This is a genomic window from Pseudomonas sp. 5P_5.1_Bac1 (assembly GCF_025466015.1).
In the GTDB taxonomy this organism is placed as follows: Bacteria; Pseudomonadota; Gammaproteobacteria; order Pseudomonadales; family Pseudomonadaceae; genus Aquipseudomonas.
Window position 1 is genome coordinate 24,439 of sequence record NZ_JANLNX010000097.1, and the last position, 12,898, is coordinate 37,336.

The 12,898-nt window shown below is 63.4% G+C and carries 9 protein-coding genes; 4 read left to right on the top strand and 5 right to left on the bottom strand.

The genetic code is table 11. The annotated features are described in order from the left end of the window. Positions 1 to 133: 133 nt before the first annotated feature. Together NTD82_RS21090 and NTD82_RS21095 are read left to right on the top strand one after the other, a co-directional pair. Positions 134 to 1,231, top strand: coding sequence for a carboxynorspermidine decarboxylase (locus NTD82_RS21090; RefSeq protein WP_095159682.1), 1,098 nt, complete (start codon positions 134 to 136; stop codon positions 1,229 to 1,231). Positions 1,232 to 1,257: 26 nt separating this feature from the next. Continuing rightward, positions 1,258 to 2,493, top strand: a complete 1,236-nt coding sequence (locus NTD82_RS21095) for a saccharopine dehydrogenase family protein (RefSeq protein ID WP_095159681.1) — start codon at positions 1,258 to 1,260, stop codon at positions 2,491 to 2,493. A gap of 62 nt (positions 2,494 to 2,555) precedes the next feature. On the opposite strand, the gene NTD82_RS21100 is transcribed toward NTD82_RS21095, so the two are convergent. Beyond that, entirely contained in the window at positions 2,556 to 3,266 is a 711-nt protein-coding gene (locus NTD82_RS21100; protein WP_262130089.1) for a metallophosphoesterase, read from the bottom strand. Positions 3,267 to 3,468: 202 nt separating this feature from the next. On the opposite strand from NTD82_RS21100, the gene NTD82_RS21105 reads away from it, so the two are divergent. After that, entirely contained in the window at positions 3,469 to 4,635 is a 1,167-nt protein-coding gene (locus NTD82_RS21105; protein WP_262130090.1) for a GGDEF domain-containing protein, read from the top strand. Between the two features lie 10 nt (positions 4,636 to 4,645). On the opposite strand, the gene NTD82_RS21110 is transcribed toward NTD82_RS21105, so the two are convergent. The 3 genes from NTD82_RS21110 to NTD82_RS21120 all read right to left on the bottom strand — a co-directional run bounded on the left by NTD82_RS21110 (position 4,646) and on the right by NTD82_RS21120 (position 8,747). Continuing rightward, the gene (locus NTD82_RS21110; RefSeq protein ID WP_262130091.1) at positions 4,646 to 7,198 is read right to left on the bottom strand and encodes a TonB-dependent siderophore receptor; all 2,553 of its coding nucleotides are present in this window, start codon (positions 7,196 to 7,198) and stop codon (positions 4,646 to 4,648) included. A 98-nt stretch (positions 7,199 to 7,296) separates the two neighbouring features. Continuing rightward, positions 7,297 to 8,268 (bottom strand): FecR domain-containing protein, encoded by a 972-nt coding sequence (locus tag NTD82_RS21115; RefSeq protein WP_262130093.1) that lies wholly within the window; start codon positions 8,266 to 8,268, stop codon positions 7,297 to 7,299. An 11-nt stretch (positions 8,269 to 8,279) separates the two neighbouring features. Further along, a complete protein-coding gene (locus tag NTD82_RS21120; RefSeq protein ID WP_262130135.1) occupies positions 8,280 to 8,747 on the bottom strand; it encodes a sigma-70 family RNA polymerase sigma factor in 468 nt (155 codons plus the stop codon). A 233-nt stretch (positions 8,748 to 8,980) separates the two neighbouring features. Between NTD82_RS21120 and NTD82_RS21125 the strand changes: the two genes are divergently transcribed. Then, entirely contained in the window at positions 8,981 to 10,396 is a 1,416-nt protein-coding gene (locus NTD82_RS21125) for a hypothetical protein (RefSeq protein WP_262130095.1), read from the top strand. A gap of 42 nt (positions 10,397 to 10,438) precedes the next feature. Here NTD82_RS21125 and NTD82_RS21130 read toward each other — a convergent pair whose 3' ends face one another. After that, a complete protein-coding gene (locus NTD82_RS21130) occupies positions 10,439 to 12,859 on the bottom strand; it encodes a TonB-dependent siderophore receptor (RefSeq protein WP_262130096.1) in 2,421 nt (806 codons plus the stop codon). Positions 12,860 to 12,898: the final 39 nt, after the last annotated feature.

Sequence of the window (12,898 nt, forward strand, 5' to 3'; positions counted from 1 at the left end):
TGGCCAGCCAAACGCCAGCACGGCGTGCGCCCAACCCATTGACTCAGCTAAATCCGCGTTCCGCCCTTTCGATATGTATCGAGTACGGGCACAATGCGGATCTTTTTTTGGCCGGCCTTCCCGGAGCCTCGTAGTGATCAAGACACCGTACTACCTCATCGACAAACAAAAGCTGCTGGGCAATATGGAAAAGATTGCCTACGTGCGCGAAAAATCCGGGGCCAAGGCCCTGTTGGCACTCAAGTGCTTCGCCACCTGGTCGGTGTTCGACCTGATGCAGCAATACATGGACGGCACCACCTCGTCCTCGCTCTACGAGCTCAAGCTCGGCCGGCAGAAGTTCGCCGGCGAAACCCACGCCTACAGCGTGGCCTGGGCCGACGACGAGATCGAGGAAATGCTCGATAACTGCGACAAGATCATCTTCAACTCGATCAGCCAGTTGCAGCGTTTCGCCGACGCCTCCGAAGGCAAGGTCCGCGGTCTGCGGGTCAACCCGCAGGTGAGCAGCTCGGACTACCTGCTGGCCGACCCGGCGCGTCCATTCAGCCGCCTCGGCGAATGGGACCCGGTCAAGGTCGAGGCGGTGATCGAGCAGATCTCCGGCTTCATGTTCCACAACAACTGCGAGAACGGCGACTTCAGCCTGTTCGACAAGATGCTCGGCACCATCGAGGAACGCTTCGGCCACCTGCTGCACAAGGTCGAATGGGTCAGCCTCGGCGGCGGCATCCACTTCACCGGTGAAGGCTACGCGCTGGACGCTTTCTGCGAACGCCTCAAGTCGTTCTCGGAAACCTACGGCGTGCAGGTCTACCTCGAGCCGGGCGAAGCAGCCATCACCCAGAGCGCGTCGCTGGAAGTCACCGTCCTCGACACCCTCTACAACGGCAAGCACCTGGCCGTGGTCGACAGCTCAATCGAAGCGCACATGCTCGACCTGCTGATCTACCGCCTCAACGCCAAGCTGGCGCCAAGCCAGGGCGAGCACACCTTCATGGTGTGCGGCAAATCCTGCCTGGCCGGAGACATCTTCGGTGAGTACCAATTTGATCGTCCGCTGGCCATCGGCGATCGGCTGTCGTTCGTCGACGCCGCGGGTTACACCATGGTCAAGAAAAACTGGTTCAACGGCCTGAAAATGCCGTCCATCGTAGTGAAACAACTTGACGGTAGCGTTGAGCTGGTTCGTGAGTTTGGTTTCGAAGACTACCTGTCCAGCCTTTCCTGAGCTGGCAGATAAGGAGAGATAGAGAATTGAAGAAGAACGTTCTTATCATTGGTGCAGGAGGTGTCGCCAAGGTGGTGGCCCACAAGTGCGCGCAGCATAACGATGAACTTGGTCGTATTGCCATCGCGTCGCGCAACATCTCCAAATGCCAGGCCATCATCGATAGCGTCAAGGCCAAGGGCAGCCTGAAACAGCCCGCCGACATCAAGGCCTTCGCCCTGAACGCCCTGGATGTCGAAGCGACCAAGGCACTGATCCGCGAGACCGAATCGCAGATCGTGATCAACGTCGGCTCCGCGTTCCTCAACATGTCGGTGCTGCGTGCCTGCATCGATACCGGCGTGGCCTACCTGGACACCGCCATCCACGAAGAACCGGGCAAGATCTGCGAGACACCGCCGTGGTACGGCAACTACGAGTGGAAACACCTCGAAGAGTGCCAGCAGAAGAACATCACCGCCATTCTCGGCGTGGGCTTCGACCCGGGTGTGGTCAACGCCTATGCGGCACTGGCCAAACAACAGTATTTCGACCGCATTGATTCGATCGACATCCTCGACGTCAATGCCGGTTCCCATGGCAAATATTTCGCCACCAACTTCGACCCGGAAATCAACTTCCGCGAGTTCACCGGACAGGTATGGAGCTGGCAGAACAGCCAGTGGACCAGCAACACCATGTTCGAAGTGAAGCGCACCGACGACCTGCCGGTCGTGGGCTCGCAGAACCTGTACCTGACCGGTCACGACGAAGTGCACTCGCTGTCGAAGAACCTCGACGTGCCCAACGTGCGTTTCTGGATGAGCTTCGGTGAGCACTACATCAATGTCTTCACCGTGCTGCGCAACCTCGGCCTGCTCTCCGAGCAACCGGTGAAAACCGCTGAAGGCCTGGAAGTCGTGCCGCTGAAACTGGTCAAGGCCGTGCTGCCGGATCCGTCCTCGCTGGCGCCGGGCTACACCGGCAAGACCTGCATCGGCGACCTGGTCAAGGGCACCAAGGACGGTCAACCGCGCGAAGTCTTCATCTACAACGTGGCAGACCACGAAGAAGCCTACGCCGAGACCGACAGCCAGGGCATTTCCTACACCGCAGGTGTTCCACCAGTGGCCGCGGCCCTGCTGGTAGCCCGTGGTCAGTGGGACGTGCAACGCATGGTCAACGTCGAGGAACTGCCGGCTGAGCCGTTCCTCCACGCCCTCGACGAAATGGGTCTGCCGACCCGCGTCAAGGACGAGAACGGCGACCGCCCCTGGGCGTGATCCGGTCTGACCGCTGAACACGAAGGGCGCCATTGCGGCGCCCTTTGTCGTTGTTGGGCAGACTAACTGATGACCTTTCCGTTCAGGTCCATCACCGCCCGGAACGCGACACCGTAGGCTGCAAACCCCATCCGGCTCCATTCGGCCCGGTAATCCAGGCTGTCGTGGTGATGACCATGAACGACCTGCTTCGCGCCAAGGGCCAAGGCCAGTTCGTTGATTTCCAGGTAGCCGTAGGGATGGCAGTCTGGCGCCTCGTGACAAACCAGGAGGTCGGCCTTCTCCATCGCCAGGGCAAAATAGTCGTCAGGGTAAATCGCCGAGAGGGCCTGCTGCTGCTTGTTCGACACGATGTCCACATGCTGCGGTCGAAGCGCCAGCCGCTCAAGGTAGTCCTGATAGTTCTGCACGCCCGTTTCCGGATCACCCGGACGCCATACCGCGGACTCGAACGTTCCTCCAAGGCCGGCGATGCGCAGGCCCGCAACCTCGGCGACCCGCCCGTGCAGGTTGCGCTCCGCCAGGCTGTTGCCGTGCAGGTTGTGCCAGAACGCGGGCCTGTCGCTGTCGTGGTTGCCATGGATAAACCAGACCTCCGTCAGATCGAGGATCGGGCGAAGGATCATGTCCAAGGGCAAATCGCACTCGAGGTCCCCGAGGAAAACCACAGCTTCGGGGCGGTGCAGCTTCATAAGCCGGATGACATGCTCGAAGAGGCCGTGCACATCCCCCAGAAACCAGATCGATCCTTCGACGCTTGCTGATCTTTCCATTCACTCACTGCTTCATGTGGGTTGTCGCCCGCGAGTATTCACTAGCCGTGGGTAGACAGCAAAGTGCCAAGATCCCGGCAACCCCGCACAGCAAAGCCCTTGGCTTATACGCATAACGGCAAATACGGGAAATGCTCTGAAAAATCGTTTCAACCCCTTACAATCGCCGTCTTTCAGGCAGAACAACAAGGCCAGTCCATCCATGGCGCTCGACCCACCTACCCTGCTGGTACTCACCACCGTACTCGCCGCCTCGGCCGCACTTTACCTCGCGATCGAATGGCGCAGCGTGCGCGAATCTTCACTGCTGTTCTGGAGCGCGGGATTCGCCACCATCACCGTCGGCTGCACCCTGTCGTTGCTGCGCAGCAACGGCTTTCTGCTGATCGGCATCTGGTTCGCCAACGGGCTGTTGGTGCTTGCCCACTGGTTTTTTCTGCTGGGCGTGTCGCGCTTCACCGACACCCGGCTTTCCCGCGCCTGGTACCTGATCTTCGCCACCTGGCTGGCGCTGTTGGCGCTGCCGGAAAACCAGGCCTGGTCGAAGCTGATGATGCTCGCCAACTCGGCGCTGGTCGGCCTGCTGGCACTACGGGCCAGCCTGCTGCTGCGGCCCCACGGCAAGTCCCTGAGCGTCGGCGCGGTGCAGTTGCGCTACGTGATGCTGATCCATGGCCTGTTCTATTTCATCAAGGCTGGCCTGGCGATCGTGCCCGGCACGCTGATCGACCTTGCCTCCTTTCGCGGCGAGATCATCCAGGTATCGCTGGTCGAGGGCGCAATGGCGATCATGCTGATCGCCCTATCGATGACCGGCAGCGAACGCTACCGCCGCGAACAACGCATCGCCCGCCTGGCCGCCCGCGACCCGCTGACCGCCCTGTACAACCGCCGCGCCCTGGAAATGCGCGCGCCGCGCCTGCTTGATGAAGTGTCCGCCGCCCGCCCCGGCGCCTTGCTGCTGATCGACATCGACAACTTCAAGCTGGTCAACGACCTGTACGGCCATTCCGCCGGCGACCGCCTGCTGGTGGCGCTGAGCGAAATGATCCGCTCGGCCTTGCCACAGGATGCCCTGGCGGCGCGGCTGGGCGGCGACGAGTTCGTCATCCTTCTGGGCAATGCCTCGCGTGAGCGCATCGTCGGGTTGGGCAGCGTGTTGCGCGAGCAATTCCACACCACCGCCAAAGCCTTCGTCACCCCCGAAGCGGTGACCCTGAGCATCGGCGCCAACCTGTTCCAGCACCCACCGGAAAACCTCGCGGCGCTGATCGACCAGAGTGATGCGGCGCTGTATGAATCCAAGCGTGGTGGGCGAGACAGCATCCGCCTGGTGGATTGCACCGAGGGTGAGGCGCAGCTTTGTTGATGTGAGCGCCCTACCAGAACGTCCCGCGTAACGTCAGCATGTGGTTGCGCGGTTCGCCGTAGTAGTTGCCCACCGCCGAAGACCCGACAGTGTTGTAGTAGCGCTTGTCGAAGGCGTTGTTGAGGTTGTACGCCACGGTCCAATGCTCATCCAGCCGATACTCGGCCAAGGCATTCCAGACCGCATAGCCCGCCTGGCTGTACTGATACGGCACCGAGACCTGCTCACCATTCACCACCACGGGCTTGCCCACGCCATCCAGCACCGGCACCCGACCGCTGACGTAGTTGGCGCTCTGCAGCGTGACACCGCCGCCCACTTTCAGATCGTCGAGCACACCCGGCAGGCGGTAGGTCGAGAAGAACTTGAACAGGTGCTTCGGAGTAACGCTGTTGAACGGCGAATCATTGTCGCGACGCTGGTTGTGGTTGTAGGTGTAGCCGGCCAGCACGCTCCAGTCCGGGAGGATCTCGCCGCTGAGCTCCAGATCAACACCCTTGCTGACCACCTTGCCCTGCGCCAGATAGCAGCAGCTACCGCTGAACAGCGCCGCCTCGAACGGATACGACGGGTCTTCCAGGGCTTCGTTTTCGCGCTGGGTGTAATACAGCGAGATCGAGGTGTTGACCGCCCCGCCCCAGAGTTCACCCTTGATCCCGGTTTCGTAGGTCTTGCCGGTCATGGCCTCAACTACCGAGCTGCCCGGTGGCGGGCCGGCCAGTTTGTCCTGCTGCGGCTTGTAGATTTCCGAGTAGCTGGCGAACGCCGACCAGTCGTCGCTGAGGTCGTACACCACGCCGCCGTAAGGCACGACTTTGGTCGGCTCGCGCAGCGGGATATTGGATTGCGTCACCCAAGTGCCGCCGTCGAGTTCGCGGTATTCCTGGTTGAATTTATAGCGATGGGCGCGGGCGCCGACGATCAGGTGCAGCGGGTCGGCCAGGTGCAGGCGCAGCGTCGAATAGAGCCCGTATTGGGTCTGGTCGTTGGGGCTGTAGTCGCGGATCCAGTGCTTGTCGGTCGGCGGGTTCGGCCACGGGGTCGACTCGGGATCGAACACATCGATCGCGCCAAAGGCCCCGGCCAGTTGTGAACTGCCGCGCCATTGGCTGGTGATGCGCTGGTGGTCGGCACCGAGGAGGAATTCCTGCTCGCGGCCAAGCATGTCGAATTTGCCGGAAAGGTTCAGGTCCAGCAGTTGCTGGTCGCTGCGGTAGCGCGCGACGCTGCCGAAGCGGGTCGGGCCTTCGCCGGTGATCGGGTTAAGGCCGCCGACGTTGAACGCACGCTTCTGCAGACCGGCATCCTGGGTGCGGGTGTAGGTCAGGTTGACCTTCCAGGCGTCCGAGAATTCGTGGTCGATCTTGGCGAACAGCTCCTGCGAGCGACCGTCCTGGTAGGCCCAGCTGTCGGTGAGGTTGGTGCTGCGCGAAAGCTTCAGGTCCTCGCCGGTGCTGTAGCGCGGCAGGCCGGCGCTGGCGCCGTTCTCGTTGATGCGGTCATAACGACCGCCGACGGTCAGGCGGGTTTGCGGGAGGATGTCGGCTTCGAGGATGCCGTAGACGCTCGGCAGGCTCGAACTGCGGCCGTCGATAAAGTACTGGCGGTCGTTGTAGGCGGTCACCAGGCGACCGCGCAATTTGCCGTCGAACGCCAGCGGGCCGGTGACATCAAGCTGGGTGCGGTAGTTGTCCCAGGAGCCGGCCGAGGCTTCGACCTTCAACTGGTAGGTGTCCAGCGGGCGCTTGCGCACCAGGTTGATGATCCCGCCCGGATCGCCGGTGCCGCCGAACAGGCCGGACGAGCCACGCAGCACTTCGACGTGGTCGAACTCGGCGAGGTTGTATTCCTTGCTCGAATAGAAACTGCCGGCGGTGGTGCCGAGGGCCATCGGCGCGGCGCCATCGATCTGGATGTTTTCGATCACGAAGCCGCGCGAGGTGTACGCGTAGATCCGCTCGTTGGTGTTGGTGACGGTGATGCCGGGGGTGATTTTCAGGGCATCGGTGAGGTCCACCAGCTTCTGGTCCTCGATCACCTGCTGGGTGATCACCGAGACGGTCTGCGGCGTTTGCCGAAGGCTGGCCGGGGTCTTGGAGCCGGCGCTGATCCGGGTCGGGGTGTAGGACCCGGAGTTCTCGGTCATCTGCCCCATGCCCTGGCCTTCGATCACAGTGGCGCCTACTTCCAGCGCGCCGCCCTGATCGCCTGTCGGGTACATCATCCAGTTGCCGTTGGGGCTGACCAGCGCCACCAGGCCGCTGCCGGCAAGCAAGGCGTCGAGGCCGTCCTTGACCGCGAACGAGCCCTTCAGCGCCGGAGCGCGCTTGCCCTGCACCAGCGCCGGATCGAACGGCAGGGTGATGCCGGCGACCTGGGCAAAGGCGTTGAGGGAATCTTCCAGCGCCCCGGCCGGAAGGTCGTAGTGGCGGGTTTGCGGCTGTTCGGCATGAACCACGCCGACCATGAACGGCAGGCAGGCCGCGCTGCCGAGAATGCCGCGCAGGGCGATGGCCAGGGCGCTGCGGCGCAGCGCGTGAGGATGGGACGACAGGGATGGCATGTACGACAGACTCCATTCGAGTGGGCAGGGTGTTTTCCCTGTCTGTCGAAGGGCGCGACAAAACCCGCAAGACGTTTCGAGAATTTTTCGTATTTCGTTCAGAGCGCGACGACACGGCTCCACAGCGGTGTGAAACGCTGGACACGCACCGGCAGCGAATCGGCAAGGGCCACCAGGGTGCGGTCGATATCATCGAGCTGGAACACGCCTGACACCTGCAAGTCGGCGACTTCCGGATCGCAACTCAGCCAACCCCGGCGATAGCGACCCAGTTCCGCGGTCAGCTCGCCGAGGCGCATGCGCCGCGCCACCAGTTGCCCGCGGGTCCAGGCGCTGGCGTTCATGCTGCTGTGCTCGACACGCTGGCTGCCCGCAGCGGCGATCAGATATTCCTCGCCCGCAACCACACGAATCGGTTCGCCGTCCTGGTGAATCGCGACCACGCCCTCCTCCACTCGCAATCGCGTGCCCTGCGCTTCCTCGCGCACACCAAAGGCGGTGCCGATGGCCTGCAGCCGCGCATGCCGGCTGTGCACCCAGAACTCACGGCGGCCGCCGGGAGCATCGGCGTCCTTGCCGGTGTCGATGAACAGCTCACCCCCGCGCAGCACGATCAGCCGACGCTCGACGCTGAAACGCGCATCCGCCGCGCTGTCGGTGTTGAGCTGCAAGCGGGTGCCATCACTGAGCTGGAAGCGCCGGCGCTCGCCCACTGCAGTGGCGTAGTCGGCGCCCAGTTCGGCCAGCGGTCCCTGGCGCAGCCCCCACCCACCGGCGCTGACGATCACCCCGGCGGCGATCAACTTGAGCACCTGGCGCCGCCCCTGACGGCCCGTGCCCAGGCGCTGCAGCGTGTCCAGCGCCGCGGGCCCCGGCAGGCCCGGCAACGCCGCCAACTGCTGAAACGCCGCCTCGCTGGTTTGCAGCGCGCACCAGGCGGTTTCGTGCAGCGGATCGGCCTGGCGCCAGGCCAGGCAGTCGTGGTGCAGTTGCGCATCAGCGCTGCCCGATTGCAGACGCACCAGCCAGCCGATGGCCTGGTCGAGCACGGTGTCCGGAATGTCCGGCAACGCAGCGGCGTTTATCGTTGCGCCAGGTAGCAATGGCGGATCGCCGTGACCATGTACTTCTCCACCGAACTGACGCTGACGCCCAGGCGCTCGCCGATGTCCTGGTAGCCCAGCCCTTCGAGGCGCGACAACAGGAACGCCGTGCGCACCTTCGGCGCCAGGCCGTCGAGCAAGGCGTCGATGCGTTCGAGGGTTTCCAGCAGGATCAGCCGGGTCTCCGGCGACATCTCTTGCGCCACGGGCAGATGCGCGAGGGTCTCCAGCCAGGCCCGCTCGACCCGCTGTCGACGCACCCGGTCCACCAGCAATCCGCGCGCCACCGTGCTCAACCAGGCGCGAGGCTGGCGCAGTTCCTGAACCTGCTGCGGCCTGCCGAGGATGTGCACAAAGGTGTCGTGGGCCAGGTCGGCGGCGCTGTCGCCATGGCGCAGACGCTTGCGCAACCAGCCCAGCAGCCAGGCATGGTGATCGAGATACATGGCCTGAATGTCGGCCTGCGCGGCGGCGGGAGAAGAAGGAGATGACACGGCGAGCCTCTGCACGACAATCAGATGCATTTGAGAATTCGTCGCATCCTAAGGGAGAGAGGCCAGCCACAGCAACCCCAGAATGCCCTGCAACCCGTCGACTACATGGCCAGAAGCCAGTTGCCCCGCAGCGGCTCGTCTATTATCGGAAAAATCCGTTCGCTCAATTCCTCAGAGTGCCCCGCATGCTCCATCCCCCACGCCTGGCTCGACTTCTCTGCGTATTGAGCCTGGCGATTGCCCTGCCCAGCACGGCAGCCGCCAGTGAAAGCAGCGATGCCCTGGCACTGCTGAGCTGGCCAAGCCATGTCGGCAAGATCGACAACCCGCCAACGGCGATCCTCCTCCCCGAGGCGGTCTACCGGCAAATCCGCGAAATGACCGCGCAGACCCAGAGCGACGGCAGGGAACGCGGCAGTTGCCTGTTCAAGAGCGGCAATGAGGTCAGCCTGAGCCAGATTTTCAAGGGCCAGCAATTCTCCATCGACATGGGCGAGTACCTGAGTTCATGCCCACAGTCCTCCCTGTCCGGGATCATCCATACCCACCCTGAAATCGACCGCAATGCAACCGACATCGGCTATCGCGCCGCGCCCTCGCTGGATGATTTCGTCAACTTCGGTTTCAGCCGCTTCCCGGCCAGCATCATTGCCCACAAGGACTATGTCTGCGCGATGTTCAAGTCGCCGCAGAAGAAAGACTTCGCGCTGACCAAGGCGATCTACGACCAGTACTCGCCGCAACTGGTGAAGAGCTTCGTGCTCAACATGCTCGCCGAGGACGCTCCCGCGCCAGGCCAGTCCACCGTCGCCAACCTGCGGGCGGTCGGCGCGGCCATGGGCATGTGGAATCAGTTGTTCTACTGCGGCCGCAACGGCGGCTCGTTGACCCGCATCCTGCCTCGCGACACCTCGACCAGCATGAACCGCCTGGTGTTGGCGACCCAGGGCCTGGTGCTGGCCGAGTACTTGTCCGGCAACTATCCCTATTCCAAGCCGACCTTCCTCTTCGCCCCCAACGATCAAGCCGAACTGGCCCGATACCTGAACCGGGCGATAGGCCAGAAGACCGGCACTGATTTCAGCAGACTGGATGCCCGCCAGACGTTCGAGAAAGTCCTCGAACTGCACTGGGTCGACAGCTACGCCATCTCCGCCACCGCCAGTTCCTTCTCGGTGCCGAGTCGCAAGGACGACGGACTCGCCTACACCTTCAGTTGCACCCCCGCGCTGTGCACCCTGGTCACCAACCGCAGCTTCTACGCCTTCGACGCCAAGCGCGACCATACGGTGGCGGCCTATGTGCCGAACGACAACGGCTACGACTCGGTGATCAACCTGTCGGCGGACGAGCGCGTGCGGTTCCTCGCCGTGTATTCCAACAAGTCCTCCATGAAATACCTGGAGCACAAACGCGACCGGGACGACTGGGTGCCAGTGGCCGGCAGCGGTCTCTGGCGCTTCGAGGGTGGTCAGGTGGAAGGCGATATCAAGGATGGCCGTATCAACGGCCCGGTGATCGTGCACCTGGATGACGGCCGGGTCTTCAAGGGCACGGTCGGGCGCAATTTCGACCTGACCTTCGGCGAACAGATTCGCTGACGACGTTGTGCAGCCGAGGCCGCACAACGCCGCCAACCCTCCTCAGAAGCGGTACTTCGCCGTCAACAGGTAGTTGCGCGGATCACCGACAAAGTTGCCGCCGGTGGTGGTGATGATGCTGTAGTAGTAATCACGGTCGAACACGTTGTTGGCGTTGACGCTGACCGTGAGGTGGTCATCGACGTCGTAGCTGGCGAACAGGTCGGTGACTGCGTAGCCGCCCTGGTCAATGCCGTCGCTGGTGTAGATGTCGCTCTGCACATGCAACCCACCGCCGACGCGCCAGCGGTTCAGGTCACCGGGCAGGCGGTAGCTGGTGGCCAGCTTGAACAGGTTCAGCGGCAGGTTGGTGGCGTAGCGATCGGCGCTGGAGGTGGTGCCGATCGGCGCGAACTGCGAGGCCTTCATGTGGCGGGCATCGTTATAGGTGTAGCCGGCGGACACCTGCCAGTCCGGCAGCACTTCACCGCTCACTTCGAGCTCGACGCCGCGGCTGCGCACCTCGCCGGAGGCGGCGTAGCAACCGGACGGTTGGTCAGGGCACAGGCCGCTGTCCAGTTGCATCGGCAGGTTCTCCAGGTCGATCTGGAACAGCGCGACGCTGGCGTTCAGGCGGCCATCGAAGTATTCGCCCTTGAGGCCGATCTCGTAGTTGCTGCCGGTCTGCGGATCAAGCAGGCCGCCGCTGGCCAGCGCGTAGTTCTGCGGGTTGAAGATGCGCGTCCAACTGGCATAAGCGGTGTAGGTGTCGTTGAGGTCGTAGGTGAAACCCAGGTACGGGGTGAACTCGCGGGTGGCCTTGTAGCCGTCATTGCCGGTCCAGGTGCCGGAGTGCGTGGTGACCTGGTATTCGTACCAGTCCAGCCGCCCGCCCAATGCCATCTTCAGTTGCTCGGTCAGGCTGAACCGCGCGGTGACGTAGGCGCTGGACTGGTCGATCTGGCCATCGCGGGACCAGGCCCTGACGGTTTGCGGTTTGGGAACCGCCTTGCCATTGAAGGCCAGCGGATCGAATTCGTATTCGAATCCGAGCGGCCAGCCACCAGGGCCGTCATCGATATCCTGCTGGCGGTAACTGCCGCCGACCACCAGTTCGTGGGTGCGGCCGAACAGGCTGAACGGTCCGCTGACATAGCCGTCGAGGCTGGTCTGGGTGTTTTCGTAGTGGTAGGCGCCGACGCCGAAACCCATCACCCGCGACGCTTCATCCGGGCGATAGAGATAGGTGCCGAGCATGTCCATTTCGCTCTTCACTGCGGTGGCGGCCAGCTTGGCGGTCCAGTCGTCGGCGAAGCGGTGGGTGATGTCGGCGAAGACGCTGGTGCTCTCCTTGTCCCAGTACGACCAGCTCGGGCTCATGCGGCTGGAGCGGGAAATGTCGAGAAAGCGGCCGTCCGGCTGGGTGCCGCGACCGTTCCAGTCGGCGCCGGGGTTGTTGTCCTGGCTCCAACTGGCGCCGAGGCTCACCCGGGTGTCCTCGCTCAGGTCGGCTTCGAGCACGCCGTAGACCAGATTGCGCTGGGTTTTGTAGTCGTCGATGAACGAGTGTTTGTCCTGGAACGACACCACGGTGCGCCCGCGCAGGCTGCCGCTGCTGTTCAACGGACCACTCAGGTCCAGCTCGGTGCGGTAGTTGTCCCAACTGCCGGCGCCGGCGGTGATCGAACCCTGGAAGGTATCGGTGGGACGCTTGCGGATCAGGTTGATCGAGCCGCCCGGCGAACCGGCGCCCTCCATCAGGCCCGCCGCGCCGCGCACCACTTCGACCCGGTCGTACATCGACAGCAGACCGGTAGACAGGCTGCCTTCCTCGTACTGCACCGGGATGCCGTCGACCATCAGGTTGTTGAGTTGGAAGCCACGGGAGTTGAAGCGCTCGCGCTCGCCGCCCCACTTGGTGAGGGTCAGGCCCGGGGTGTATTTCACCGCGTCGCCCAAGGTGGTCATGGCCTGGTCGTCCATGCGCTGGCGCGAAACGACGCTGACCGACTGCGGCGTTTCCCGTGCCGATAAATTCAGCTTGGTGCCGCTGCTCATGCTACCGGTGGTGTAGGAACCGGTGTTCTCGCTGGTGGCGCCGAGGCCGCTGGCGTTGACGCTGGTGGCGCCCAGTTCCACCGCGCCGCTGTTGGCGGGCGCCGGAGCGGACACCAGATAACTGCCGTCGCCAGACGTCTGGATCTTCAGCCGGGTGCCGCGCAGCAGCCGTTGCAGCGCCTGTTCCACGCTCAACTCACCGCTCAGGCCGGGCGCCTGCAGGCCCTCGGCGCTGTCGGTGGCGAACAGGATGCGCGCGCCGGTCTGTCCGGCCAGGGCGTTCAGCGCCTGGTCCAGGGGTTGTGGCGGCAGGTTCACGGCATGGCGGACATCCTGGGCGTGCAGCGCGCAAGACAGGGTAATGCCTGCGGTGAGCAGCGACAGACGGCTCAGCCGCGAGCGGCGCGAAGATGGATTGGTGCTCATTTGACTCCCCAATGACACGATCAAAAGTGACGTTCACAG

What these genes read in the sequence shown, in the direction of transcription:
- NTD82_RS21100 (WP_262130089.1), bottom strand. Translation starts at nt 3,266, where the DNA reads ATGGAAAGATCAGCAAGCGTCGAAGGATCGATCTGGTTTCTGGGGGAT.
- NTD82_RS21110 (WP_262130091.1), bottom strand. Translation starts at nt 7,198, where the DNA reads ATGCCATCCCTGTCGTCCCATCCTCACGCGCTGCGCCGCAGCGCCCTG.
- NTD82_RS21130 (WP_262130096.1), bottom strand. Translation starts at nt 12,859, where the DNA reads ATGAGCACCAATCCATCTTCGCGCCGCTCGCGGCTGAGCCGTCTGTCG.
- NTD82_RS21120 (WP_262130135.1), bottom strand. Translation starts at nt 8,747, where the DNA reads ATGTATCTCGATCACCATGCCTGGCTGCTGGGCTGGTTGCGCAAGCGT.
- NTD82_RS21105 (WP_262130090.1), top strand. Translation starts at nt 3,469, where the DNA reads ATGGCGCTCGACCCACCTACCCTGCTGGTACTCACCACCGTACTCGCC.
- NTD82_RS21125 (WP_262130095.1), top strand. Translation starts at nt 8,981, where the DNA reads ATGCTCCATCCCCCACGCCTGGCTCGACTTCTCTGCGTATTGAGCCTG.